We start from the raw sequence: 24,806 nt of genomic DNA, 5'->3' as shown, positions 1-24,806 counted from the left end.
GACGTTGGCTCACGCTTTCACACGGACGTTCGAACGTCGGCTCCCTCCAGACAACGGCACACCGCGAGCCTGCCCAAGGGACGTTCGCGTTTTCCGAAAGCAGCCATTCAACATCAACCAGACATGCTAGCTAATACTTCACCGGTCACGTAATCAATCTTCTCGCCCCAGCACATCAACTGCCCTCCCATCCACCGCCCAGCACCTTGTACAACGTCACGAGATTGGATTGCCGCGAAAGAATGTCCGTCGCGAGTTGCTGTTGCGCGGTGTAGAGCGTGCGCTGCGCGTCGAGGAACGTGAGAAAGCTGTCCGTGCCCGCCTTGTAGCGCGCCTCGGCGAGCGAGTAATAGCTTTGCGCCGACGCTACATATTCGCGATCCGCGTGCACCTGGTCGACGTAAGTGGCGCGCGCCGTCAGCGCATTCGACACCTCCTTGAATGCTGTCTGGATCGCGCTTTCGTAGTCGGCGACCTCGATCTGCTTCTCGATCTTGGCTACATCGAGCGATGCCTTGTTGCTGCCATAATCGAAGATCGGCACTGAAACGCTCGGCGCAAACGCCCATGCGCCGGTGCCTGCCTTGAACAGATTCGAGAGGGTCGAGCTCGATGTGCCTGCGGTGGCCGTCAACGCTATCTTCGGGAAAAACGCCGCGCGCGCCGCGCCGATGTTTGCATTGGCCGCCTTTAACGCATGCTCGGCCTGCACGATGTCCGGGCGGCGGATGAGCAGCAGCGAGGGCACGCCCGCACCGATGTCCGCGAACATCGATTCGTCGTCGAAGGCGCGCGCGGGCGGCAGGTCGTGGGGAATCGGCGCGCCGAGCACCGCCGCCAGGTTGTTGCGGTCCTGGGCGACGGCGCGCCGGTACGAAGCCAGGCTTGCCTTCGCGCTCGCGAGCGAGTTCTGCGCCTGTTGCACGTCGAGAAGCGATGCGTTGCCGAGTTGCTGCACGCGCCTGGTCACGTCGTAAGTGGACTGATCCGACTTCACCGTGTTTTCGGTCAATTGCAGCAGGCGTTCGTCGGCGAGCAGGGTCAGGTAGTCGGTCGCCACCGTCGCGATCAGGCTGATCTGCGTGCTTTGCCGCGATGCGTCCGTTGCAAGATAGTTTTCGAGTGCCTGGCGCTTCAGGCTACGCAGGCGACCAAAGAAGTCCACTTCCCACGAGGTCGTGCCGGCGCTGACATCGCTCGAACTTGCAATCGCACCTTGCGTCCGCTCGCGGGTCAAGCTGCCGGTTCCGGTGACGGACGGCCCGAGTGCAGCGCGCGTGATCCGGTATTGCGCCTCGTATTCCGCGACGTTCAGCGCCGCGACGCGCAAGTCGCGATTGTTGGCGAGCGCGATTTCAATCAGACGCTGCAGGCGTTCGTCGCGAAAGAAGTTTCGCCATGCTGTGTCGGAAGCGAGCGCGGGTGTGACTGCTGTCGTTGCGCTCGTTGCGCTCGTTGCGCTCGTTGCGCTCGTTGCGCTCGTTGCGCTGGCGTCGGCATCCGCGGCGGTCCGCGCCACGGTCGTGCTCTCATATGCGTCGCCTTTCGGATACGCAGCCGGAATCGGTGCGGCCGGCCGCTCGTAGTGCGGATCGAGCGTGCAGCCCGCGAGCAGCGCGAGCGCGAAGGCGACCGCGCATGCAGCCTGTCTGAGTCTCATCATTCAACACCTTCCTGTTGCTTGGCGTCGCCGTGTTCGCGGAACAGACGGCGCACGACGACAAAGAACACCGGAACGAAAAAGATTGCGAGGACTGTCGCGGCGATCATGCCGCCCATCACGCCGGTGCCGATCGCATGACGGCTCGCCGAACCCGCGCCCGTGCTGATGACGAGCGGTAACACGCCGAACACAAACGCGAGCGAGGTCATCAAAATGGGGCGCAGACGCAGGCGCGCCGCTTCGATAGTGGCTTCGATCAGGCCGCGTCCTTGCGCTTGCAGGTCCTTCGCAAACTCCACAATCAGAATCGCGTTTTTCGTGGAGAGTCCGATGGTCGCGAGAAGGCCGACCTTGAAATAAATGTCGTCGGACAGTCCGCGCAGGTGTGCGCCCAGCACGGCGCCCAATACGCCAAGCGGCACCACGAGAATCACCGCGATCGGAATGGACCAGCTCTCATACAAACCCGCTAGGCAGAGGAACACCACGATCAGCGAAATGGCGTACAGGTAGATCGCCTGCGAACCGGCCACGCGTTCCTGGTACGATTGTCCTGTCCAGTCGATGCCATAGCCCGCCGGCAGTTTCTTCACAAGCGCATCCACGGCCGCCATCGCCTGGCCGGTGCTGGCGTTCGCGCCGGCTTGCGCGGTCATTTCCATCGCGAGCGTGCGGTTGAAGCGCTCGATCTGCGGCGGCCCGAAGGTCCACTTGCCGGTCGCGAATGCGGAGAACGGGACCATCTGGCCGTCGTAGCCGCTGGTTGTGGTGGTACTGCCGGTGGTGCTTGTGGTACTGCTTGTACTGCTGCTTGAACTGGTGCTGGAACTGCTGCTCGTGGTGGTCGACTTCACGTACCACCGTCCAATGTCGGACGGCATCATCCGATACGGCGCGTCGGCCTGTACATAGACCTTCTGGATCCGCCCGGTGTCCACGTAGTTGTTCACGTACGAGGAGCCGAGCGCCGTTTGCAGCGTATCGTTGACGTCGGCGATGGAAAGCCCGAGTGCGCTCGCCTTTTCACGGTCGATATCGACGTGAAATTGCGGCGTGTCCTCCAGACCGCCTGGCCGCATGCCGGACAACGCGCTGTCTTTGGCTGCGAGCGCCATCAATTGCTGGCGTGCGGCCATCAACTTGTCGTGCCCCTGGCCCGCGCGGTCTTCGAGTTCGAAGTCGAGGCCGCTTTGCGTGCCCAGTTCCTGGATCGCCGGCGGATTGACGGCGAAGATTTGCGCATCGCGCAAAGCGGCAAAACGCATGTTCGCGCGCAGGATTACCGCGGCCGCCGACCCGCTGCTGCCGCGCCGCGCGCTCCAGTCCTTCAGCCTGACGAAGGCGAGCGCGTTGTTCTGCCCCGAGCCGTTGAAGCTGAAACCCGTCAGCGTAATGAGCTGATCGACTTCGGGCTGACCGCGATAGTAGGCCTCGACCTTCTTGACGACCTCGAGCGTCTGCGCGGCCGGCGTGCCGACCGGTGCGGAGATCGACGTAATGATGCTTCCCTGATCCTCGTCAGGCAGATAGGACGACGGCAGCTTCATGAACAGCAGCGCGACGACACCAGCAATCAGCAGGTAGATCACCATGTAACGCATCGGCTTGCCGATGACGCGCGCAACCGCCGAGTCATAGCGGTCCGTGCCGCGCGCGAGCACGCGGTTGAACCAGCCGAGCACGCCGCGCTTTTCATGGTGTTCGACATCCGCGCGCCTGAGCAACGTCGCGCACAGTGCGGGCGTGAGCGTCAGCGCCAGGAACACCGAAAGCAGCATCGCCGCGACGATGGTGACCGAAAACTGCCGGTAGATCGCGCCCGTCGTTCCCGCGAAGAATGCCATCGGAATGAACACGGCTATCAGCACGGTCGTGATGCCGATCAGCGCGCCAGTGATCTGTTTCATCGCGCGGCGCGTGGCCTCGACCGGCGAGAGCTTTTCTTCCGCGATCAGGCGCTCGACGTTTTCCACCACCACGATTGCGTCGTCCACCAGCAAGCCGATCGCGAGCACCATGCCGAACATGGACAGCACATTGATGGAGAAGCCGACCGCCGACATCACCGCGAACGTGCCCAGCAAGGCGACCGGCACCACGATAGTCGGAATCAGCGTTGCGCGCAGGTTCTGCAAGAACACGTACATCACGACAAAGACGAGCAGCACTGCTTCGATCAGCGTCTTCACCACTTCTTCAATCGAAATGCGCACGAACGGCGTGCTGTCGTACGGATAATCGACGACGACATTGCGCGGCAGTTGCGCGCTCAATTCGCTGAGCTTCGCGCGCACGGCCTTCGCGACGCTCATCGCGTTCGCGCCGCTCGCGAGCTTCACCGCAAGCGATGCAGCCGGCTTGCCGTTCAGGCGCGAGTCGGTGCTGTAGTCGTCGGCGCCGACTTCGACGCGTGCGACGTCCTTCAGCATCACCTTCGAGCCGTCGCTGTTCACGCGCAGCAGAATCGCACCGAATTGCGCGGGTGTGGTCAGGAGGCTCGATGCGGAGATCGTCGCGTTTAGCGCCTGGGTCTTGGTCGAAGGAGAGCCGCCGATTTGCCCAACCGAAAGCTGCACATTCTGATTCGTGATCGCGGTCGTGACGTCACTGGTTGTGAGACCGACGGCCTGCAACTTCACCGGATCGAGCCAGATGCGCATGGCGTGCTGCGCGCCGAACAGCGTGACGTCGCCCACGCCGTTGATTTGCGTGAGCGGGTCTTCGATCTGCGTCGCAATGACGTTGCCGAGGTCGATGGAACTCATGCTGCCATCGGTCGACGAAAGCGACACGATCATCAGAAACGAGTTGGCCGCCTTCGCGACCTGCACGCCTTGCTCCTGCACCGTCTCGGGCAGCGACGAAGTCGCCTGTTCGACCTTGTTCTGCACCTGCACCTGCGCGATATCCGCGTTGGTGCCTTGCTGGAACGTCAGTGTGATGCGCGCCTGGCCAACCGAACTGCTCGTCGACGACATATAGAGCAGATGATCGATGCCGCTCAGTTTCTGCTCGATCACCTGGGTCACGGTGGTCGCGACGGTTTCCGCGGACGCGCCCGGATACGTCGCCGTGATCTGCACCGAAGCCGGCGCGACGCTCGGATACTGTTCGACCGGAAGCGTGGTGATGGAAGCGCCGCCAATCATCACGATGACAATGGCGATAACCCACGCGAGGATCGGTCGGTTGATAAAAAAGCCTGCCATGAGATTCTCGCTTTAACTCGGGGTGGCCGACGCGGCGTTTGGTACGTTCGCGGCGTTTGCGTTGTCGGCGGTGGCGGGCGTCTCGACCGGCTTCACGACCGCGCCGGTGCGCGCGTTATGCAAACCGGACACGATCACGCGGTCGCCCGTCTTCAGGCCGCTCGTAACGATCCAGTCCGAGCCCGACGCCGTATCCGCAGTGACCGGTGTCTGCACGACCTTGTTGTCGGCACTCGCGGTAAGCACACTCGCCGAGCCGTCGGACGCACGCGAGACCGCGAGTTGCGGAACCGTGATCGCCTGGTGGTTCACGCCCTCCTCGAGCCGCGCGCGCACGAACATGCCAGGCAGCAGCACGCCATCCGGGTTCGAGAACACACAACGCAGCGTGACGGAGCCGGTGGTCGCGTCGACGGTAATGTCGGAGAACAGCAGCTTGCCAGGCTGTGGGTAGGTGCTGCCGTCTTCCATCACCAGATGAACCACGGCGCCGTCGATGCCTGACTGCTGCAACTGGCCGCTCGCGAACTCTTTCTGCAGGCGCAGCCAGTCGGCGGAAGAACGGGTGACGTCCAGATACATTTCGTTCGTCGCCTGCACGGTGGCAAGCGCGCTGGTCTGCTCGGCGGTAACGAGTGCGCCTTCGGTCACGCTCGATTTGCCGATGCGCCCCGCGATAGGCGCGACCACCTTCGTATAGCCGAGGTTGATCGCGGCGGTCTTTAGCGCGGCCTTATCGGCGACGACGTCGGCCTTCGCTTCTTCAAGCGCGGCAACGGCATCGTCGTAATCCTGACGGCTCACGCCCTGGATCTTCGTCAGTTCCGCGTAGCGCGCGGCCTTGGTTTGCGCGGCGTTTGCAGTCGCGACGGCCTTGGCCAGCGTGCCGACCGCCTGATCGTAGGTCGCCTGGTAGCTGGATGCGTCGATCTGGTAAAGCACCGCGCCGGCTGTGACCTGCGCGCCCTCGGTAAACAGGCGCTTTCTGATGATGCCTTCGACTTGCGGCCTCACTTCCGCGACGCGAATGGCCGACAGCCGCCCGGATAGTTCGATATTCGAAACAACGGTGTGCGGTTTGATGGTTTCGACGCCGACTTCGGGCGTCATCTGCGGCGGACCGTGAGGCGCGTGGTCGCCGCAAGCTGCCAGCATCAGCGTGGCGGCGGCAACTGACGCGGCAAGCAGCGTGGACCGGAACGTGCGAGCCGTGCGACGCGGGGATGCCGACGGATTGGACAGGATTGGCATGCTCTGGGCATCCTTCGACTGGTTCGACAAAGGGCCGTCTGGCATGCGTCGCGGTTTCGTGTGGAAGCCATTCGACGCCGTGCCAGCGGCAACGGATGGCCCACAATAATGAAAGGCGTCTTACGGTGGCTTAGGCAAGCATTACGAGCCATGACGCACGACGTCGGTTTCGCTGGCGCGATAACGTGTGCCCGCCGATCGGAGAACGGCGCCGTAATAAACGGTAAGCCAGCAGAAGAACGCGAAAGCACGGGCGCCGACCGATTCGCTATATTTCTCTATCGTGGCAGGGCGCAGCGCGCCCGCCTTCAACGTCCCATCGAGCAGGGCTCAGCCATGTCAGACACGCCGATCCAGGTTTTACTCGTCGACGACGATGCCGACCTTCGCGACCTGCTGCGAACCTTTTTCCAGCAACGCGGCATTGAGATTTCCGTATTGCACGACGCGAATCATCTGGCGCGCCGGCTCCAACGCGAGCGGCCATCCATCGTCGTGCTCGATCTGATGATGCCGGGCGTCGACGGACTCAGCGCGTTGCGGCAACTGCGCGCAAGCGGCGAGACGATTCCCGTGATCATGCTGACGGCGCGCGCTGAGGGCGTCGACCGTGTGATCGGCCTCGAACTCGGCGCGGACGATTACCTCGGCAAGCCGTTCATGCCGCAGGAATTGCTCGCGCGCATTCACGCCGTGCTGCGACGGCACGCGCAACCGGCAGCGTCGGCCACACCGCCGGTCGAGAAGCGCGAGGCGCTGCGCTTTGGCAGCTTCAGGCTCGACTTCGCGAGCCGCACGCTGTATCGCGGCGACGAGCCGCTCAAGCTGACCGGCAGCGAATACGCGTTACTCGAGGTGCTCGCGCAGCACCCCATGCAAACGCTGTCGCGCTCGAGGCTCGTGGACCTGCTGCATGGGCCGCACTCGGACGTGACGGAGCGCGGCATCGACGTGCCGGTGTGGCGCCTGCGCCGTCTGCTCGAAGACGACCCGGCCAGCCCGCGGCGGATTCAGACAGTCCGCGGCATCGGCTATATGTTCGTGCCTGGCAGCAGTGACGATGAAAAATCCCTTTAACACGCTATTCGGCCAACTCGCATTGATGACGGTCGGGCTGATCGTTATCGTCCACGTCACGTCGTTGCTGCTGGTCGACCGTGATCGCGGACAGATCGACACCGGGCATGCGCAGCGCGCGCTTCTGCTTGCCGTCGAGGCTCAACGTAACGGCGAGGTGAGCGCTTCGCAGGTTTCGGCGACGCTCGGCATCGTGGCAATCAATTCGAGCGACGCAATCCCGTACGGTTGCCCGGCGCCTTGCCGGAACACGTCAGGCCCATTCCAGAACGACTTGCGGGCGAAGCTGCCGCCGGGGAGCCAGGTGGTCGCGGACCCGGAGAACGGCAACGTGTGGGTGCGTTATGCGGGCAATCCGGGCTGGCTCAAGCTCGAGAACTCGATGCTGCCGGCGCGCCGCTTTATCGGCGCATCGGCCATGATGCTGGTGTTCGCCGTGATGCTCGCGCTCATCGGCGCATGGTATTGGCAACGGCCCTTGCATCGCCTCGCGATCGCGGCACGCGAGTTTCGTCTCGGGCATCGCGCGCCGGTTGTGCCGGCGAGCGGTCCGCGCGAAGTGAAGGGACTCGTCGACGATTTCAATCAGATGGTGCATGAACTCGCGCTGGCCGAACAGGAGCGCGCGGTGATGCTTGCGGGTGTCGCGCATGACTTGCGCGCGCCGATCACGCGGATGCAGGTACGCGCCGATTTGCTGCCGGACGAAGTCAACCGCAGCGGCTTTCTTCGAGACGCGGAATCGTTGTCGCGCATCGTCACGCAATTCCTGGATTTCGCGCGCGAGAGCGCCGACAAGTCGCCGGCTGCGAGCGTCGATGCCCATTGCCGCCGCCATTACGGCGATAGTCTCGACGACGACGCGCTGATTCGCCTCGACCTTCAGGCGGGCGACGGCTTCGGCTTGCCGCTCGTCGACCTGGACCGGATTCTCAGCAACCTGATCGAGAACGCGCTCACATACGGCGAGCCGCCCGTCGATATTTCGACGTCGCAGCACAACGGACATTTCACGCTGACGGTGCGCGATCACGGCGGCGGCATTCCGCGCGATCAACTCGAGCGCGCATTGCAACCGTTCGTACGGCTCGACGAAGCAAGAAGCGGCGACGCACATTGCGGCCTCGGTCTTGCGATCGTGCGCCGTCTCGTGCGATACAACGGCGGCGTTTTCCACGCGGACAATGCGGCCGACGGCGGGTTCGTGGTGTCGATGAGTTTTCCTGCTTAAGGAAAGGGGCGGCTCGTTCGCCGCCCCTCGCAACAGTTCCCACACCGGCTCCTTCGTGTCAGCCCTGCGCGAGCTGACCCGGGACGACGACGGCGCCATGTGGAGCATCGCCATGGCCGCCGCCGCCCCAGCCAGGAGGCGGCCCCCCACCAACATCCGCTCAGCGTTGCGCTCAATGCGGCGAGCGCCGCGATTGCCAACAGCTTCTTCATGCTTTTCCTTCGATGGAATCACAATCGCGCAGAGCCGCGCACTGCCGCGCCATCGGTCCGAAGGCACCGCTGTCGTTTCATTAGCTCGACGCTTGAAACGGTCGCAACCGGTCCCTGAGACAGAAACGGACGAAGCCAGCCATAGCGATGCGCACGGCCCCCCCTGCAAAGCCGGACTTCCGACCCGGAACTTTCCCCGACAATCCAGAGCCCGCTGCGTCTGCATTCACCGGGAACCCGAAGCCCAATCGCCAATCAGCACGCCATCTGCTGACAAAAATCAGTCGCACAGAAAAATCCGTCGGATCACGGCTGATCATGGAGTACCGCGTCCGTTATGAGCACAGTCTGGCAAGCGCCCCCAATGACTTTATGCGCGCGTCGCCTCTCACGTGGTCGACGACATTCCCGCGAACATTCCGCGTGTCCTGCTCCCCGAATTCATCGCAGACCTGATCCTGAAACGATCGCCGCAAATCGGAGCATTCGTGATCTGAAGATAACGTGGCGCTTCCGGGCCAGACGCAATGCTACGCGGCCGTTCACACTGCTGTTTCCCGGCCGTTGCAGCGTTGACGGAGGGATGCCAAACCAGCCGGAAAGCCCGCACCAGGGAGGATCTGAAAAAACGCCGTTCCGCTACCCATACTTCTACCCATATTCCAAAGACCGTGTTTTTCTGCTGTTTCGGAGGCCCCGATTTCCGATTTCAGCCCGTCAAAAGACGGTTCGAATCCCACTCAGGACTCCGCCCACGGATTGATGACTGCAACCTCGCACCCGGTGAAATCCTTCACATTGCGCGTGGCCAGTGCCGCCCCTCTTGAGCGCGTGCAGGCAGCGATCATCGCGTCGAACTGACTGATCGGTCTGCCCGCGCTTTTACGCGCCCCCGCAATCCTTGCGTATGCGTCCGCTGCATCGCTGTCGAACGCGAGAAGCCGGCCCGCGAAATCCTCGACGAAAATCGCCTCGACCGCGGTAGATAGAGCTCCCTTGCGGGAGCCGTCCGGCAGCAGATGCAGCCCGTAGAGAATTTCGGCACGGGTTACCGTCGTCGTGAAAAGCGCCGCGCGCGGCTGTGAGCCAAGCCACGCCATCACCCTGACGTCTGGCACAGGCTTCAGCATCTCAGACAGAACGTTCGTGTCAAGAACGATCATGCGCCGAGATCCACTCGTTCCCGAATCGCGTCGCGTGGCGGCAATTCCAACTCTATGCCACCGAACGGCTCGATCCGGCGCCGGATCGACTCAGCCAGGTTACGCTGACCGCCAATGGATTCGGTCGAGAGTGCCGCGCGGAGAATGTCCCGGGCCTCGTCCTCCATTGACCGTCCGTGCTGGGCCGCTTGGACGCGCAGACGCGTCTTCAGCTGCTCGTCGAGGTTACGGATCGTCATGCTTGCCATTTTTCCTCCATCATTGATGGCATTTTAATCAATGATGGCAAGACTTTCAACCGGCGCCGCTGTGCGGACCACGGGTAGACGCGACTTGCGAAGCCGGATGCTGCTGCATGCCCCGAGCGCTTGAACATTCTTGAAGGGCATCTGCATGATGCCGGGTGGACGAGCATGGATAAGCTACTGGTTAAATCCGACGAACAGATTGACGGCGATCGTGAAGGTCGATTATTTCGCCGGCGGTGGGAAAGTGCATCCTGGACTTTTTCTTGGCCGGCACGCCTTGCCCCCTCTTGCAGCTGCGGCCTGCGGGTCTTGCGCGTGCCGTAAAATGTGCCAGCTGACTGAAAACCATTCGATGGCACCGACTTCAAAACAACGCAAGCCCAGGCAATCTGGCAGTAGACGGCCGATGACGCGGGACATGTTACTGCCGCTCCCGGCGACGATCTGGCGTCGCCGCTCACTCGAGCACCATCTTGCTCCTGCCGCCCTGCGCTCGGGAAACTGCAACGTGAAACTGATCGGCCGGTTGTTCAGGACTGTGTACCTCCCCTATTTCGTTCATGCAACGTCGAATGGTCGTCGCTCCCTCTGGCCCTTCCGGATCTCCGAGGCGGCGCTGCATGATATTGCGGTACGCATCAAGGCCGGAAGCGACTGGTCGAATGGTCATACGGCGTACGGATAATCGCCAAACCGGTCCTTGTACGCCTCCATATGCTTCCCAATGCCAAAATGCTCAATGGCCGCCGCCTCGCCGTTGAGAACATCTGCAAAAGCGGCATCTTTCTGGCTTGGGGGCGCCACCTTGTGCGCGGCCCTGGCTGCATGCCATTGATCCAGAATCGCGTTTCCCTGTTCGTCGTCCCGCATCGGCGCCCCTATATTTGATAAGGGACATTATCTTACATATGGCAAACCCGATCTAATCGCCCTTCATTTGTCAGTGGGGGCGCCGGTTATCATCCGCGGGGAGTTTTGGCGTGCAGAAGACTGTGAACCGCAACAGACAAAACTCGTTGTATCTGAGACCTCTTGACACCGCTTTCGATAGAATGCGTTCGCGATGGCAGCGATACGTTCATTGCTGCTGCGCGTTTTGCCGTGGATGGTTACGCGGTTCTTGCCGGATTCCAGACGGCCTTCCACGATCGTGATGACGGGATTGCCCGCCGTCAGGTCTTGCGGTGCGAGGTAGGCGTAAGCGAATGCGTAGCCTCGACCGCGCAGATATTGGGTGATCGTGTCTGCGATTTTATGCAAGCCCGCGTAGGTCAGCTTCTTGCCGACCATCAAGGCAGTAACAGACTGAAAATCTTCTGCATCTGCCACACTCTTGTCACCGTCAGAAGTGATGCACTTCAGCGTCACAGTCGGGCCGACTTGTGGTTCGGCTGCGCCCGGTGCGGCTTCGGACGGAATGACTTCTTCCGGGGTTGTGGCTTGCGGTGCGCACGGTTGTGGGGCGATTTGCTGCTCGTTCAGGAGCGAACCTGCATTCGGTAAAGACTGCGCGCAGGCAGGAGCCGCGAGAATCACGATCGCCAGACCAATAGGAGTGTGAAGTTTTCTTCGGAAGGTCATAGGTCGGTTATGGCCGTTGGTCGAGACTTAAAAATTGTCTCTGTTGAATTCCGGGTGGGTGGTCTCGCCCGGTTTTTTGCATAACAAGGAAGTCATGCATAGCCAGTTGTTCGCCGGCACTCGCTTTCTGCATGGATAAGCGGCTGGCGGGCATCCTGTGCATGACACTGTCCTCAAGCGCTACCGCCACCTGACCTTCTTCCGGCATGACTGCAATCTCGAACTGCGCACGCCGCGTGTGAGGCTGCCCGATCGCTGCGTCGCGCTCGTCGAGCCCGGTTGGGTCGGCAAGCTCGGCGCGTTCACGCTGCTGCGTGAGACGATGGCGCTCGCACTCGCCAGCAGATGCGTCTTGCCGCGGTGGCCCGCGCCGCCAGGTGCATGCGTCAACGCCCCAGGCCCGTCTTTCTCGACGACGCCGGTTCCGCTTATCGGCGCGGCATAGGTTCCTTTGACGTTCTGCCGGAATTGCGTGAGCCCATTGTTCGTCACGGTCGACGGCTGACTGCTCGCCTGCTGCGAGCTGGTTAATCTGCTGGTCATGCATTTCACCCCGACGATAATTAGTTATACTTCTTATCAGATTTCACCGATCCTGGAGTATGGAGTACGGTGATCGACCGTTTTTCAGCGACAAGCGCGACGTACCTGAATCGTCAGCGCAGCCTTTGAGAAAAGGTAGGTCTTTGTGCGCTCGCGGACGTGGGATTGCTTCCCTCAGGCAGGCGCCTACCATGGCTCGACAGGTGAACTCACGCTCCGTGCCGGGCCAGAAGTAGCGCTAGAGAGAAAAGACTTGGTAATTGATTCGCGAGAACTCGCGGATGATATACAAGCCATCAGAAAAAAACTATGAACAGGCGTTAAGCCACACACCGTAGCGCCCTTTCTAGCCTGCCCTTGTTCAGAATCGACAGAAGCCGGCACTCGTTGTAGCCGATGAACCCGGTGTCGATCGGGACAACCTTCGGGATCAGTTCTGGATAGCGTTTGCGAAACTGCGCAACCAGTTCCACCAGCTTCGGAAAGCGCGCGAGGGAGCGTGCCTCGAACACCGTCGACGCGCACAGCGGCAGCAGTCCCACGAGCGACCTGGTCTTCAGGCGCGTCGTCTTGCCGTCAGGAAGCCGCAGCAGATCATAAAAAAGCCGTCGTCGCCGTCTCACATATCGTCTTTGTGCTCGCCGCGCCGATCCAATGCATAGGCGATCTACAGCAAATGCTGAACGAACCTGAACGCGACATTCTCGTAGATCGGGGCGTAGTCACTTGGATTGATCGCCATCTCAAGCACGGTCTGGCAGTCGAACACCATCCATGCCGTCCCATCCGCCTGCTCGAGCGATCCGCCAGTCGGCAGCTCCGCGCTGCGGTCGAACACGCCGATGTTGTCAAGACCGATGAAGCCGCCGTCGAACACATTGACCCCCGACGGGTCCTTGCGGTTCACCCACCAGTTGAAACTAAGCATCAACTTTGAAACGACCGCTCCAGGAAACGCGAATCAGCCCGTCCGAGTCCTTTCTCGTCCTTGTACGGCCTGAGCGTGGCGGCGGCATGAACGGGCGGATTTACATCACTGAAATCGCACTCGTAGGCGGGGGTGGCATCCCGACCTGCCACGAAAATAAAAAACTGGTCGGCGTTGAAGCGGTCATTGACAGGGACCTTTGCTCGGCGCTTCTCGCACAGGAACTGGATGCGGATATGCAGGTGGTCGCGACGGACGTCGACGCGGTGTATGTCGATTGGGGCACGCCCGACGAGAGAGCCGTCGCGCAGGCGGACCCCAATGAGCTGGAGAAACTCGGGTTCGAAGCTGGTTCGATGGGCCCGAAAGTAAAAGCGGCAATTGAGTTCATTCGTCAAACTGGTAAAGACGCTGTGATCGGCTGGTTAGCCGACATTCAGGCCATTACCGAACACAGAGCCGGTACCTGCGTGAGCGGTTCGGCAACCGGCATCCGCTACCGTGCAGTCGGCCCAGTGGAAACGTAAACCTCGCGCATCTGATCCGCGACAGTCTCGGGCACGCTGCGCAATGAGCTGCATGGGGCCGGGCCGGATGCCGGCCCGGCCCCACGCTAATAAAGCTGGCGCCAGGCGAACGCCCGGTTCGCATGCGCGTGACAGAACGACGGGCAACGTCGAAGACCGTTGGGCGGCGCTCGAAAGTCTCGCGCACAAACAACGTCAGTTCCAGCGCAAGCCCGCGATTCGCCGTTACGGTTATTGCGCGGGAATCGTCACCAGCGGAAGCGCTTCGTGAGCGCCAGTGTCCGCCATCGTGAAAAACAGCATGACGGCGTTAAGCGCCCGTTTGGTTCGCAGGTCGCCCTGATCGATCCAGAACCAGTAGTCACGGTAGCGCACTGCCGCATAAGCGTTGACAGGTCTTTGCTTGCCACTGTGAATTTGCACTGCACCCTGCTGGAGCTCGGCTGCGCTCTGCGCGACGACGGGAAGCGCGCTATGGTCGGCGAGATGCTCTTCCGGCACGTCGATATAGCTGGAAAAGGCCTGCATGATTTGCAGCATTGAGCGGCTGTTCACTGTCAGTTCATCGTCGGCACCGCGCGCCGGAGAATACTTGATCTTGAATTTTTGTGGCCCGATTGGCATGCGCAGCAAGCGGCGCACTTCGGCGGTCTTTGCCACGACGTCGGCAGCGATGTCATCGCGCCGAAACAGTAGCACCGCGGTTGAACTCTTATCCTTGTCCTCCTCGACGCGCATGCCAACGGCGCCCGTGGCCTGTACTTCGCGCAGCAGTGCAACGGCCCGAAGAAAGTCCGGATCCGCCTCCTGCATCATTCCGGCGGCCGTCGAGCGATTGCGCACGCCGTTGAGCGACTCCACCGTCATGCCCAACAGGAAATCCGCTGCATAGCCACTCTGGAGCATGAAGAAGATATTCTTCGGGTCGATCGGTTCAAGCAACCCTCGTAAAAACTTTTGCCCCGTCGCTGGCGAATACGTGATGGTCGGCCGGTCCGTATAGACACCCTGGACTCCAGCCGCCAAAAAATTACCCTGCACTGCCCTCTCTCCTGACAATGTCCCATTCACCGACACACCGGTTTGAAGAGAATAACCGCTGACAACAGATGCGACCTCGACGAAGACAGGCAAGTCCAGGTACCGAAGCTTGACGATGTTCAGCAGCGTTTGCTGCTTCCACGAGTCGGCAATCGCCGCGCTGTAGTCGAAGCGGTCCGCAACGATAGTGGTGGGGCCAATGGACGTGCAGCCGGAAGCCAGCAGGCACACGGCGACGCAAGCGCATGACAGCCTGCGAACCAGAAAGCCGATGCAGCCAGTACTGCGGATGCTGCTGCAGGGATACGCCTGTCTCATGGCTGTCTGACCTCCGCGTCCGGGACTTCGCTACAGAATGCTGCCGGCAACTCTCGCGAGGCGTCCGGCGCTTCGGGCTATTCGAAAACGTTAGCGCTCCTTTTGGCACGCGTTCGGTGTGCTTATGTACTGGACGCCTATACTGCTTTACGTCGGTTGACTCAGATCAGTCCGTCAACGAGCCCTTCCGGCAAACCGCACATCGCGGAACGCATTCGTCGACCGGTGGCGCGCCATGCGATCTGGGTGTCGCCTTCTATCTACCTTGACCTGTATCAAGCAGGCAGTTGCCTCAAAGCCTATGCTGTATGGCAGGCGCGCGCCGCTCGTAAGAAAACGTTCTGACAGTCAACACCATGCGAGTGTGCCGGTGAATGAGACCAGCTCTTCAGTGGAGTGTCCGATATGAACCAGCCAACGATCTGCATTACGGTGCCGATACTGTCCCTGGAATCAACTGTGTGGTTCTCCGTCTATGGTTTCGGTTGGGGATATCGCGCCTTCGAGCTCTCCCGTCACACAGTGTGCGAATCGCTTGGCGCACGCGATATGTCGGAGCAACAAATCCTTCTCGCTTTCCAGCTCGGCAAGCGACAAATCCTCGATGCCGTTTTGCAGCAGGCATCGCTCTGCTATCACGGGGAGCGGATCCTGCTTTCTCTGGATGCAAAGTCCCAACGTATGCGTACCGACGCTCCCAAAATGCCGAAAGCAGGCGCAAAAGAAGAAGCAGCGCACATGGAAAATTGGCTCGCCAACAACTCAACGATAGCTCTGCAGATCAACTAGTCCAACGTGGATCACACCGCGATGCACTAGTTCGGTCGGGTCGTCTACCATAGGTGTCTAGATGGCGCGCGTCGCCAGATCGATGCGCAATCCAGCCGGCAGCAATTCCTTACGGGGAAACCGGACAAGCGCGAACGTTCTCGTAATAGGGGGATTACCGGGAACGCGCGCGAAGTAGCACTCGATTTCGTGGGCCGCCGCCACTCCGTCTGGCTGAATCACGTTCATCATATCGAGGCGCACACGCCTGCTCGCAACGAAGAGATGATCAGACGGTGACGACATCACGTCGCACACGCATTTCACTTCGAGATCAGCTAACCGCCCAGGCACTCTAAGCGCGGCAAGCGTTGCGGAATTCGAATCGATCTGCGCCTGCAGGCGCTCCACTTCAGCCGATCCGGCAGGTAACAGCGAGGCGCCTATTACGGCCCGCATACCAGTGCCTTGCTGCTCCAACAGCGCGACGCGCTCCTCGATTAATTCCCGCGATTGGCGCGCCAGATTGCGTTGCATCGTAGAAAGGCTCGCAAGCCCCTCAAGCGCCAATTGGTCAATCATTCGGCGCCCGATTTCGACGCGTAGCGATGCTTCGGAATTGCTGCAGATAGAAACGCGGTGATCACTGAAGCAGAGCGTAGTTTGCGGCACGTCGTGACGAATCGAGTTTCCTTCCATCGCGACGCCCAATACGTGCCGCTCGATCATCGACATGCCGAGGACGGCATAGGCCGCCGCTTGATCCGCTTCTCTGTCGAAATAGGTTTGCAGTGTTTCCGAGCGGCTAAAGGCGTCGGCCAGATCTTCTCGCGTGGCAAACATGGCGCGAATCAACGGATCGGACGACCATGCGTCAGCGTTGGCCTCGTGCGGCGAGGGTAGCGACGCGACCAGTTTGTCCACGTATTCGTGCGCGGAGGTTACCGCGCGCGTGAGCTTTTCTTCGTAGTGACGGGCGTACTTTAATCGCGGGTTCATCGCGAGGACGCGAGCAACGGTTTCCCGTGACCTCGCACTTGATTCTGTCCACCCATGGTGCTGCGCAAACAGCCTGCGGAGTAATCTCATCGGTCGCCTCCAGCTACTTTTCCCGCAGTAGGAACGGATAGTCGCGAACTGCCTTTTCGGCGGAAGTGCGCTGGTGGAGTTTGGCGCACACTCAAGGGCCCCCGGGCCTAACCTTCCATTACTGCTTCGATCCTGCCTTCGCGGATCGCCTGGACGAAGTCGCGATAATCGCGCCGGTTTTGCGAGCTGTATTCTGTTGCGAATTCGGTCATTGCGTCGTCGAACGTCTGGCCCGAACCCATGTAGCCAGCGATCATCGCAGGATCCCCCGAACGCGCGTGACCGCGCGCAAGAGCGTGTGCGCACATGCGGGCATACTGGCGAAGCATCCCTGCATCGAGCGCTTCGATCACAACCGATATCTTCATATCGCGAAGCTGGCGAACATAGAAGTGCCGACCGTTCTGAGCGCGACTCCAGCCGAGAAATACATCGCTGGCGGATTGCATGATGCGTTGGCCCGCAATTACCCGCTGACCGTGATTCGCATACCCACTCTTGCCCGCATAGGGCTCGAGTACCGACGCCCTCGCCTCCTTGACTTGCAAAAACAACGGGTCGTTGTCAGACGCAATGAACAAACCTACGCCGCACATGGTGCCGACACTACCCACCCCCACCACCTTGAGCGCGAGGTCCACGATGCGAAATCTGTCGAACAGGACGCGGACATGATCTGCGAGGCTATCGCGATACGAGGCGATCGCCTCGGCATACCCCGACTGAAGACCCGGCGCCATCTCTTCAGTAGGATGAAACATGAGAGGCGGATCGTCCTTGATTCGGGGGCGCCCGCCCTCCTGCGTAACAAGCTTCGGATACAGATGGTCCGGCACGGTCTTGCGGCGCTCAGTTTCGATCCGTTGCGCAATCCGCTTGCGCGTGGCTTCTACGATCGCGGAATCGCCTGACCTGTCCTGGTACTTTTGCAGGTCGATACGGTCATACCAGACGTCGAGCACGCGCATCGAAGCATAGTCGTGCATGCGTTCGCGATACTCCCGCACCAGGCCCGCCGCTATGCGCACGGTCTCGCTGTAGGGCAATTCCAGGTGCTGGGCCGCAATCACCACGCTCGCTGCGAGCCGCTTTAAATCCCATTCGAACGGGGCAGGCAACGTCTCGTCCAGATCATTGATGTCAAAAATCACATTTCGCTCCGGCGTCGCAAATCCGCCGAAGTTCATCAGGTGCGCGTCGCCACACGCCTGCACCTGTACACCGCTTGTAGGCGTGGAAGCCAGATCTGCCGCCATCACCGCCGCGGCGCCGCGATAGAAGGCGAACGGGGATTGCGACATCCGACCGAAACGAATGGGAATCAGGCTCGGGAGACGGCCTTCATTGGACTCATTGAGCAGTTCGATCGGGTCCCGGCGTCGGGCGGGCAACGCCCATCCGGCCTGAGATGATCGGGATACCGAATCACGTATGACTCTTCCTTCTGCCGCCCTTTCATCCGGCGTGCGATACAGAACCGGTTTCGCCTGCGTATTGCGTGCGGCTTTCTTCGAAACGGCTTTGTCCATGATAGCCCCTGGCTAGTTCGCCTTTTACCCGTTACTGTTACCACTAAACTTTTTGGACGGCATCTGGCCGCTCACGGCGGCATTTCCAACGATGCGTCCCGGGCGGGCTGCTCTCGTTGCGATTCGTGCCACGCAGTCACCGCCTGTTCGAGATTAAGAAACATGCGTTCGCGTCCCAGCGCCTTGCCAAGCGGCGCGTTCTGCACCACAGCGAATACCCCAGGACTAAGGCCTACCAGCCACAAGGCAATTCCAGCCTCGCGATATTTCTTTTCCGCCTCCGTCAACATTTTCAAGGCCGTGTATTCAAGGTCGAAAACGGCCCGCATGTCGAGGGCTACAACGTGGGGGCGCGCCTCGTCCACGAGAGGGGTAATCTTGTGACCGACATTCGACGCGTTGAGGAAAAAGATTCGGCCCTCGGGACGCACAAGCAGCATTCCTGGAAACTCCTCATCGTCCGGATGCTCCGCGCTGACCGGCCGGAACACGTTAGTGCCTCGCTTGCGGCGCAGCACATGCACGGGAGGATTCGACACCTGGTATGCCAACGCGACAAGCGACACCAGAATCGCGATCAGAATGCCGCGCAACGTACCGAGCAGCACAACGCCCGCGAGCGCCACGAGTGCCCAGACGAACTCCGTGCGTCTGACGGCGAGAATCGCGCGAAAGTCCGCGGGTTTGAACAACCCGACCGAATAGACGATCACGACGCCAGCGAGCGTCGCGTGCGGCATCAGTCCGATAAGGGGCGCGAGCAGGAGCATCGTGCCCAAAGTTACGGCAGCTGTCACAAGCTCAGCCAATTGCGAGCGCGCACCCACGAGGCGATTGACTGCCGTCTGGCTAGTCCCGCCGCCTGCGGGCATGGAACCCAACAGCGCGCCTGCTGCGTTGGCGAGACCCGTGGCCACAAGTTCACGATTTGGCAGCGGGACAGGTTCGCCGCTCTGGACGAACGCCCGGCCCGCAGCAATACTTTCTGTGAAGCTCATCAGCGCGATGCCCACGGCCGCCGGCCACAGGGCTGCAAGCAACGAGACGTCCGGCATGACGAGCGACGGCAGTCCGGTCGGGATATGGCCGACAACCTCTATTCCATAACGGGGAAGTCCAAGGAAGTACACGCCCGCAATTCCGCACGCGACGGCAACCAGTGGAGCCGGCGATTTCGGATAGAGACGTTCGAGCAGAACGAGTATCGCTACTGTCGCGGCACCGACGGCAATCGTGGCCGCTGACGCGTGAGGAAGCCCGGTGACGAACGCGTATAAGTTATGAACAAACGAGCCCTTGACCACGTGGATGCCAAACAGTTTGGGCAACTGATCGAGTACGATGACGACGGCAATGCCGCCCTTGAAGCCGGTCAGCACAGGCTCGGAAATGAAGTTGGCGACGAACCCGAGTCTCAGAAGCCCGGCGAGTACGAGAATGACACCGACCAGTAGAGTCAGCGTGGCAGTGGCTATCGCGAGGTTGCCTACTCCGCCATCCGGTACTGCCTGTCCCAGCGCAGTCGCCGTGAGAATAGCCAGCGTCGCAGTGGTACTCACACTAAGCGGCCTCGATGTACCGAGGAGTGCGTAGACCACCATCGGCACCAACGCCGTATAGAGCCCTATCTGCACGGGCAGCCCAGAGACCGTCGCGTATGCCATTGCTTTTGGTAACACGACCGCCGCCGCCGTGACACCAGCAACACAATCCGGTTTGACCCACGACTTATCGTAACCGCGAACCCACTCGAGAACCGGAAGATGAAAGCCGGGACCACGTTGCGACAGGGGCAGATGGCGCATATTCGCGTTCCATGTGTAGCTACAAGCGTTACCGGAACGGGCAACAGGTGTCCGCACGGTGCAGTCTCACGTTGGCCCCTGTACGAAGCCACTGCGCGATATCTGCGTGGCAGAGTCGGTGTCGCTGCGCGTCATGGCGCGTCCGAATCGCTGACTGTCCTGAAGAATCCGCTTTCTAGCGGATAGTCAAAGCGAGCTGCGACAGCTGATTCTTCGGCTCCGACGCATCGCACTCTGTGCCGCCCGGCGCGCTGTCGCTTACCGTGTTCTTCAGCGTAAGCATCAGCCTGCTTTCCCTCGTCGAGGCAATGATCTGGCCGTAGCTGACGGCCGGGATGAACCGGATATCGGGAGCGACCACCACCGATGGGTTCGCGGTGCCGTCCACGGTCAAGTCGAATTCCACGGTAACCGAATCTATCGCAACGCCCAATCCTGCTTGCAGGCGGCCAAATCCTTCTTAAAACTGCACAATCCCGCGAGGACCTGCATCATCGCAGTACGAATGCCGACTGGCCTGTCTGGCAGCATCAAACCGCGATGGACAACGTAAGCAACGGCGCTGTGCGGTAGACGCGTGCGCGAATTACTGGCGGTGCATGCGTGACTGTCACAGGTCGCCGGTCTCTTTCGTGTTCGTTAAGCGATACCCGCTCGGCCGGAGCGCGAAAGCAGATGAACTTCCAGCCTATACGCATCGAGAAGAATGTTGTATCGGACTTTGGTCCAATGACAGTCGCGTCGGTCAGCGTTGGCGGATCAGGCTCCGACAACACAGTGGTTATTGCTTGCCGGGATCTGCGAGAACGCCCGCCGCCCGTCGCGCAGCTTCCTGCACGCCCCGCAGGGCTAGAGCAACGATCAGCCGCGTGAACACCATGCCGACCAGCCCCCGCAATATCGCATCGATCCGGCCGAACGTTGAGGTGGGAACGACGTCGCCGTACCCGATGGTCAGCGCCGTGATCGCGCAGAAGTACAAGGTTTCCTCCATCGTCGAAGGCGTTCGCTTCACCGTCTACACGGGGTCCCCGATGTAATACATTCCGATTCATTTTCGCGGCCGGTTTGCCTGAATTGCCGAAGCTTCTCCACGCGCCGGGCCAACTCGCGGACGCGCAGGGTGTGCCGGCCGCGCGCACGGAATAAATGGGCTCGATCAGCTGTTGTCAAAATGCCCGGACCATCGATCGGGAGAACCGTTGGCCGTTGCTCTATCGTTACGCCAACTTTTATGAGGGAACAGTGGATGAATAGGTCTTATATTCTGTCTTCGGATCGGCTCGGAACGCAAAACCTGAATCAGCAGTGTGACGGTTGCAAGGAATGCATGTTCGCGGGCAGCGACGCAAAAGATGCGCAGCCCGGCGGCTTCGTGCTGAAGAACGGCAGCCCGGTTGTCGGCGACTGGAAGAAGGCACTTTACCGGCGCAATGGTGTGATCGACGCGAGTCCGGCGCTTCAGCGGCGCAACCTGAACGACTTTATTCGTTACGTGCCAGTCGGAATCTTGCAGAAAGGCACTCGACTGTTGCATGTAACGAGCGACGCCGGGTGGATCTCCAGAAAGATGGTGGGCAGCCGTGAGCAGGACGACTACAGCTTCTTCACACTGGAGAACTACGGGATGGCAAGCGCGCATCGCAACGACCTCGTCGGTGCAGTGAAACTGCAGCTCGCTCAAGACCTTCACTGTTTTTTTGCCAAAAGCTATGCGTTCAGATTTTGGCGTGAGCAAGAACAGCGTTTCCACAACGGCAAAACTCAGAGCGTGATCGCCCAAGGGCACACGCGTGTAGGCGGTGAACTGGCGGGTGTGGTGAAGGCATCATGGCCGGAAAAGTATCGACCGGCGGCGTGGGCTAGCTGTTCCGAATGCGAGATTGCGATCCATAATGCGGTGGTGCCGCTGGTGCTTGAAGTGATAGGCGCGGCACGGCAGAGCCAGCAAGCCTTGCAACCGTCTCGGCAACGAATCGGGGACGGCGAGCGGGTCGGATCCCCGCAGCCGGGTCAGACGCACGCTTATGTGCCGACTGGGGAGCTGCCGAAAGTCGCGGCGCCCGCCGGCCACGACGGTATCTCTGCGCCGTACTGGATGAGCCCGTATTTTCATAGTCAAAGCAAGGTAAAACAAGCCGTCGAGCGCATGCGCCGCGCCAATGTGCCGCTGACCGATTCGGACAGCCTCTTCCGTTAGCAAGGTCGAGGAGTAGCGCTCGCACCGTCAGGCCCAGCCGGTCGGCAGCACGTCCAGGTTTCGGACCGGTGTCCACCGCAGCCTGGATCACCTTCAGTCGGTCGAGTTCGCGCATGTTCAATGTCACCGGTGTCGCTGGATGCATGGCCGGCTCCGTAATCCCGCAGGGAACCGGCAAGCATACCCAGACCAGAACCCGACATTTCCAAATGGCTAGAACACGACATTCCTATAGAGCTCTGACACCGACTCGTTGGACAACCTTACTTATGCAAAATTGATCAGGAGCCCTCTTGGAGCGGAGACTCCCGTCGTCGGCCCAAGTAATTTTGTTCCCGTTTTGCAAGCAAATTTGTTCCTAGCCCGCGCGACGACAGTCCAGCTGTTAGCTTTCTGTTGCGCCGTGCTGGTCAGTAACGACTCGGTAGTGCGGATGCTGCACGCTGCTCGATAAGGCTTCTAGGTCATGCGCACAGCCACGACGAATTGGTGCTGATCGCTGCGGTATTGCCGTGCGCTCTTCGCCAGTGAACGCCTCGATGACTTCGGCCGATCTCCAGTGATCTCCCATAGCGGACACCGCGAATGCCTGCCGCGCTGTCCTGCTCGAGGCTGCCGATGACAGGTGTATCGGGATGCCAGGGGGCGGCGTGACCTGCAGCCTTCGCTCCACCAGCTAGCGGTCCAGCGCAGTGCGACCCTGCCAGCCTTGCGGCCTTTCCCAATGATGCTCAGCCAGTGATCGCCCCGGACATCGGTTCGACTTTGCCGAGACGGGCGCCGACCAGCTCGCCGACGCGCAAGCCGGTCGCATACGCGAAGTCCAGCACGAAGTGCAGGCGTGGTCCAGCCGGCGCCGGAATATCCATCTCCATGAGGAACCTCGCGATGCGACCTGGTTAAGACAACATGCAGCAGTGTCGCGCTTCCCCGAAGGGGCGTCGGGTCCATCTCAGTAAATCAACAGGTGGGCCAGCCTATCGTGCGCCGACCAACCACATTTCGGTCGCTGGTCCGGCGATTAATCGGCGTTTTTCCAGACGATGTAATACGCCACTGCAAGTGCGGCCGCACCGACGAATGCAATGAAGCCGCAACCGATCGCAAGCAATATCACCATTGACGCTCCCGGGAGTATTCGTTGCAGCCATCAACGGCACTATCGGACAGCGTGTTCGCAGCCGATAGCCAAGACGGAGGGGCATGACATGCTACTTTGCGGCGATCGCGTCCCTTTTGAATCTTAGCCAGCATCCTCAAGCGCTTCGTTGCGCTGAATCAAACAACCATAGCGCGGTTAGCTAGTGCCGATGCCGGTGGTGTATGTCAGGAAAATGGGCATGAGAATGGGCAATCGGCAGGTGCACATGCGGATGCGTATGCGGCTCTTCACCCGAGTAAGGAAAGTCGTGCTCGTGCTGGTGATGCCTGTCATTGCGATGCCGGTGCGTGTGCTCGAGGAACTCATGACTGTGTTCATGCTCGTGCCGCTCGCGCACATGCAGCCAGATCCCCAGCGCCATCAGCGCGGCGGCAATCGAGAAAGAAAAATCGGGCAACGCGGGCCACATGAGCAGCGAGAGCATGACGCCGAAGAGCGGAGCAACCGAGAAATAGGCGCCGGTCCGCGCTGTGCCCAGATGGCGAAGCGCGACGACAAACAGCACCAGGCTGATGCCATAACCGGCCAGCCCCGTCATCATCGCCGCCGCCATTGTGACCGGTGACGGAAGCGAAGCGCCGGCCGCTATTGCGATACCGAGATTCACAGGACCGGCCACCAGGCCTTTCAGACACGCGATCACCATTGCATCGTTCGCCGAGACCTTACGCGTGAGGTTGTTGTCGATAGCCCAGCACATACAGGCGCCGACGATCAGCAATGCACCGACCGGCACGCCCGCCTGTCCAGGATGCCACGACAGAATCACGCCGCCGGCCACGATCGCCGCCATGCCGAGAAAAACCTGAACGTCGACATTTTCCCGGAAAACGACCCACGCGATCACCGCAGTCAGGACACCTTCGAGATTCAACAGCAGTGAGCTGGTCGCCGCGGGCGTGTTCGCGAGACCCAGCATCAGCAACGCCGGCCCCGCAACGCCGCCTGTCGCGATGGCGCCGATCAGCCACGGCAACTCGCTTCTGCTAATACGATGGTCCGTGCCGGAGCGCAGCCCGCGCGACCGGAACGCGCGCCACACGATGCCGATGCCAAGCCCCAGACCGCTCCCGAGATAGAACAGCCCAGCGAGCATGAAAGGACTGACCGAACCCAGCAGCGCCTTGGCCAGTGGCGTTGCGGCGCCGAACAGCGCCGCTGCCGTCAGGGCGGTGAACACCGCGTTGTACCGGGACTTCACAATCTCAAACCTCACGCCATCGCAAAACGCCAGTGTACGGCTCGGGACCCGGCGGGACGG

At 60.8% G+C, this 24,806-nt stretch carries 21 protein-coding genes and 3 pseudogenes; 7 read left to right on the top strand and 17 right to left on the bottom strand.

What is annotated here, in order from left to right:
* Window positions 1–175: 175 nt before the first annotated feature.
* The 3 genes from P0D87_RS12565 to P0D87_RS12555 are packed head-to-tail and all read right to left on the bottom strand — an operon-like array spanning window position 176 to window position 6,123.
* Window positions 176–1,663 carry an efflux transporter outer membrane subunit gene (locus tag P0D87_RS12565; RefSeq protein WP_053860435.1) on the bottom strand — a complete coding sequence of 496 codons (1,488 nt, stop codon included), beginning with the start codon at window positions 1,661–1,663 and terminating at the stop codon, window positions 176–178.
* A complete protein-coding gene (locus P0D87_RS12560; RefSeq protein WP_053860434.1) occupies window positions 1,660–4,872 on the bottom strand; it encodes an efflux RND transporter permease subunit in 3,213 nt (1,070 codons plus the stop codon). The genes P0D87_RS12565 and P0D87_RS12560 overlap by 4 nt, the downstream gene beginning before the upstream one ends.
* Before the next feature lie 12 nt (window positions 4,873–4,884).
* Entirely contained in the window at window positions 4,885–6,123 is a 1,239-nt protein-coding gene (locus P0D87_RS12555) for an efflux RND transporter periplasmic adaptor subunit (RefSeq protein ID WP_053860879.1), read from the bottom strand.
* Between the two features lie 336 nt (window positions 6,124–6,459).
* Here P0D87_RS12555 and P0D87_RS12550 point away from each other — a divergent pair, with 336 nt between their 5' ends.
* Both P0D87_RS12550 and P0D87_RS12545 read left to right on the top strand, forming a co-directional pair.
* Entirely contained in the window at window positions 6,460–7,200 is a 741-nt protein-coding gene (locus tag P0D87_RS12550; protein ID WP_053860433.1) for a response regulator, read from the top strand.
* Entirely contained in the window at window positions 7,184–8,431 is a 1,248-nt protein-coding gene (locus P0D87_RS12545) for an ATP-binding protein (protein WP_053860432.1), read from the top strand. Before P0D87_RS12550 ends, P0D87_RS12545 begins: the two co-directional genes overlap by 17 nt.
* Window positions 8,432–9,383: 952 nt before the next feature.
* Here the strand turns inward: P0D87_RS12545 and P0D87_RS12540 are convergent.
* Together P0D87_RS12540 and P0D87_RS12535 are read right to left on the bottom strand one after the other, a co-directional pair.
* Entirely contained in the window at window positions 9,384–9,806 is a 423-nt protein-coding gene (locus tag P0D87_RS12540; RefSeq protein WP_006053134.1) for a type II toxin-antitoxin system VapC family toxin, read from the bottom strand.
* On the bottom strand, window positions 9,803–10,054 hold the full coding sequence (locus tag P0D87_RS12535) for a FitA-like ribbon-helix-helix domain-containing protein (protein ID WP_006053135.1): 252 nt from the start codon (window positions 10,052–10,054) through the stop codon (window positions 9,803–9,805). Before P0D87_RS12535 ends, P0D87_RS12540 begins: the two co-directional genes overlap by 4 nt.
* Before the next feature lie 130 nt (window positions 10,055–10,184).
* Here P0D87_RS12535 and P0D87_RS12530 point away from each other — a divergent pair, with 130 nt between their 5' ends.
* A complete protein-coding gene (locus P0D87_RS12530) occupies window positions 10,185–10,739 on the top strand; it encodes a hypothetical protein (protein WP_149029252.1) in 555 nt (184 codons plus the stop codon).
* Here the strand turns inward: P0D87_RS12530 and P0D87_RS12525 are convergent.
* Window positions 10,721–10,924, bottom strand: coding sequence for a hypothetical protein (locus P0D87_RS12525; protein WP_053860431.1), 204 nt, complete (start codon window positions 10,922–10,924; stop codon window positions 10,721–10,723). The two genes, P0D87_RS12530 and P0D87_RS12525, sit on opposite strands and share 19 nt — an antisense overlap.
* A 63-nt stretch (window positions 10,925–10,987) precedes the next feature.
* A complete protein-coding gene (locus tag P0D87_RS12520) occupies window positions 10,988–11,635 on the bottom strand; it encodes a POTRA domain-containing protein (RefSeq protein WP_321175841.1) in 648 nt (215 codons plus the stop codon).
* 112 nt (window positions 11,636–11,747) lie between these two features.
* On the opposite strand from P0D87_RS12520, the pseudogene P0D87_RS12515 reads away from it, so the two are divergent.
* A pseudogene (locus P0D87_RS12515) lies at window positions 11,748–12,004 on the top strand (ISL3 family transposase); the annotation flags it as partial.
* Window positions 12,005–12,498: 494 nt separating this feature from the next.
* Here the strand turns inward: P0D87_RS12515 and P0D87_RS12510 are convergent.
* Together P0D87_RS12510 and P0D87_RS12505 are read right to left on the bottom strand one after the other, a co-directional pair.
* Window positions 12,499–12,801, bottom strand: coding sequence for a hypothetical protein (locus P0D87_RS12510; protein ID WP_408636838.1), 303 nt, complete (start codon window positions 12,799–12,801; stop codon window positions 12,499–12,501).
* A 44-nt stretch (window positions 12,802–12,845) separates the two neighbouring features.
* Complete coding sequence (locus tag P0D87_RS12505; RefSeq protein ID WP_053860427.1) at window positions 12,846–13,106, bottom strand: hypothetical protein; 261 nt, start codon at window positions 13,104–13,106, stop codon at window positions 12,846–12,848.
* A 122-nt stretch (window positions 13,107–13,228) separates the two neighbouring features.
* On the opposite strand from P0D87_RS12505, the pseudogene P0D87_RS12500 reads away from it, so the two are divergent.
* Window positions 13,229–13,633 (top strand): annotated as a pseudogene (locus P0D87_RS12500) (amino acid kinase family protein); the annotation flags it as partial.
* A 231-nt stretch (window positions 13,634–13,864) separates the two neighbouring features.
* Here the strand turns inward: P0D87_RS12500 and P0D87_RS12495 are convergent.
* Entirely contained in the window at window positions 13,865–14,992 is a 1,128-nt protein-coding gene (locus P0D87_RS12495; RefSeq protein ID WP_053860426.1) for a hypothetical protein, read from the bottom strand.
* Between the two features lie 405 nt (window positions 14,993–15,397).
* Between P0D87_RS12495 and P0D87_RS12490 the strand changes: the two genes are divergently transcribed.
* On the top strand, window positions 15,398–15,781 hold the full coding sequence (locus tag P0D87_RS12490) for a hypothetical protein (RefSeq protein ID WP_006050710.1): 384 nt from the start codon (window positions 15,398–15,400) through the stop codon (window positions 15,779–15,781).
* Window positions 15,782–15,838: 57 nt separating this feature from the next.
* On the opposite strand, the gene P0D87_RS12485 is transcribed toward P0D87_RS12490, so the two are convergent.
* The 5 genes from P0D87_RS12485 to P0D87_RS12465 all read right to left on the bottom strand — a co-directional run bounded on the left by P0D87_RS12485 (window position 15,839) and on the right by P0D87_RS12465 (window position 21,177).
* On the bottom strand, window positions 15,839–16,759 hold the full coding sequence (locus P0D87_RS12485; protein WP_321175840.1) for a hypothetical protein: 921 nt from the start codon (window positions 16,757–16,759) through the stop codon (window positions 15,839–15,841).
* A gap of 197 nt (window positions 16,760–16,956) precedes the next feature.
* Window positions 16,957–18,378 carry a DUF2252 domain-containing protein gene (locus tag P0D87_RS12480; protein WP_053860424.1) on the bottom strand — a complete coding sequence of 474 codons (1,422 nt, stop codon included), beginning with the start codon at window positions 18,376–18,378 and terminating at the stop codon, window positions 16,957–16,959.
* Window positions 18,379–18,449: 71 nt separating this feature from the next.
* Complete coding sequence (locus P0D87_RS12475) at window positions 18,450–20,183, bottom strand: SulP family inorganic anion transporter (RefSeq protein WP_053860423.1); 1,734 nt, start codon at window positions 20,181–20,183, stop codon at window positions 18,450–18,452.
* A gap of 175 nt (window positions 20,184–20,358) precedes the next feature.
* Complete coding sequence (locus P0D87_RS12470; protein ID WP_321175839.1) at window positions 20,359–20,589, bottom strand: hypothetical protein; 231 nt, start codon at window positions 20,587–20,589, stop codon at window positions 20,359–20,361.
* A 375-nt stretch (window positions 20,590–20,964) separates the two neighbouring features.
* Window positions 20,965–21,177, bottom strand: coding sequence for a potassium channel family protein (locus P0D87_RS12465; RefSeq protein WP_321175838.1), 213 nt, complete (start codon window positions 21,175–21,177; stop codon window positions 20,965–20,967).
* A 255-nt stretch (window positions 21,178–21,432) separates the two neighbouring features.
* Here P0D87_RS12465 and P0D87_RS12460 point away from each other — a divergent pair, with 255 nt between their 5' ends.
* Window positions 21,433–22,383: a hypothetical protein gene (locus P0D87_RS12460; RefSeq protein ID WP_321175837.1), complete on the top strand. Its 951-nt coding sequence runs from the start codon at window positions 21,433–21,435 to the stop codon at window positions 22,381–22,383.
* Between the two features lie 572 nt (window positions 22,384–22,955).
* On the opposite strand, the pseudogene P0D87_RS12455 reads toward P0D87_RS12460, so the two are convergent.
* Together P0D87_RS12455 and P0D87_RS12450 are read right to left on the bottom strand one after the other, a co-directional pair.
* Window positions 22,956–23,240, bottom strand: a pseudogene (locus tag P0D87_RS12455) (site-specific integrase); the annotation flags it as partial.
* 444 nt (window positions 23,241–23,684) lie between these two features.
* Entirely contained in the window at window positions 23,685–24,746 is a 1,062-nt protein-coding gene (locus tag P0D87_RS12450; RefSeq protein ID WP_053860421.1) for a DMT family transporter, read from the bottom strand.
* Window positions 24,747–24,806 lie beyond the last annotated feature (60 nt).

This window comes from Paraburkholderia sp. RL17-368-BIF-A, assembly GCF_046054045.1.
GTDB classification, from domain to species: Bacteria; Pseudomonadota; Gammaproteobacteria; order Burkholderiales; family Burkholderiaceae; genus Paraburkholderia; species Paraburkholderia graminis.
Note: the sequence above shows the minus strand (reverse complement) of the source record. Positions and strands in the feature narration are given on the sequence as shown.

Excerpts from the sequence above, each read along its gene's own strand:
- P0D87_RS12565 (WP_053860435.1), bottom strand. The coding sequence starts at position 1,663 with ATGATGAGACTCAGACAGGCTGCATGCGCGGTCGCCTTCGCGCTCGCG.
- P0D87_RS12560 (WP_053860434.1), bottom strand. The coding sequence starts at position 4,872 with ATGGCAGGCTTTTTTATCAACCGACCGATCCTCGCGTGGGTTATCGCC.
- P0D87_RS12555 (WP_053860879.1), bottom strand. The coding sequence starts at position 6,123 with ATGCCAATCCTGTCCAATCCGTCGGCATCCCCGCGTCGCACGGCTCGC.
- P0D87_RS12550 (WP_053860433.1), top strand. The coding sequence starts at position 6,460 with ATGTCAGACACGCCGATCCAGGTTTTACTCGTCGACGACGATGCCGAC.
- P0D87_RS12545 (WP_053860432.1), top strand. The coding sequence starts at position 7,184 with ATGAAAAATCCCTTTAACACGCTATTCGGCCAACTCGCATTGATGACG.
- P0D87_RS12540 (WP_006053134.1), bottom strand. The coding sequence starts at position 9,806 with ATGATCGTTCTTGACACGAACGTTCTGTCTGAGATGCTGAAGCCTGTG.
- P0D87_RS12535 (WP_006053135.1), bottom strand. The coding sequence starts at position 10,054 with ATGGCAAGCATGACGATCCGTAACCTCGACGAGCAGCTGAAGACGCGT.
- P0D87_RS12525 (WP_053860431.1), bottom strand. The coding sequence starts at position 10,924 with ATGCGGGACGACGAACAGGGAAACGCGATTCTGGATCAATGGCATGCA.
- P0D87_RS12520 (WP_321175841.1), bottom strand. The coding sequence starts at position 11,635 with ATGACCTTCCGAAGAAAACTTCACACTCCTATTGGTCTGGCGATCGTG.
- P0D87_RS12505 (WP_053860427.1), bottom strand. The coding sequence starts at position 13,106 with ATGCTTAGTTTCAACTGGTGGGTGAACCGCAAGGACCCGTCGGGGGTC.
- P0D87_RS12495 (WP_053860426.1), bottom strand. The coding sequence starts at position 14,992 with ATGAGACAGGCGTATCCCTGCAGCAGCATCCGCAGTACTGGCTGCATC.
- P0D87_RS12490 (WP_006050710.1), top strand. The coding sequence starts at position 15,398 with ATGAACCAGCCAACGATCTGCATTACGGTGCCGATACTGTCCCTGGAA.
- P0D87_RS12485 (WP_321175840.1), bottom strand. The coding sequence starts at position 16,759 with ATGAACCCGCGATTAAAGTACGCCCGTCACTACGAAGAAAAGCTCACG.
- P0D87_RS12480 (WP_053860424.1), bottom strand. The coding sequence starts at position 18,378 with ATGGACAAAGCCGTTTCGAAGAAAGCCGCACGCAATACGCAGGCGAAA.
- P0D87_RS12475 (WP_053860423.1), bottom strand. The coding sequence starts at position 20,183 with ATGCGCCATCTGCCCCTGTCGCAACGTGGTCCCGGCTTTCATCTTCCG.
- P0D87_RS12465 (WP_321175838.1), bottom strand. The coding sequence starts at position 21,177 with ATGGAGGAAACCTTGTACTTCTGCGCGATCACGGCGCTGACCATCGGG.
- P0D87_RS12460 (WP_321175837.1), top strand. The coding sequence starts at position 21,433 with ATGAATAGGTCTTATATTCTGTCTTCGGATCGGCTCGGAACGCAAAAC.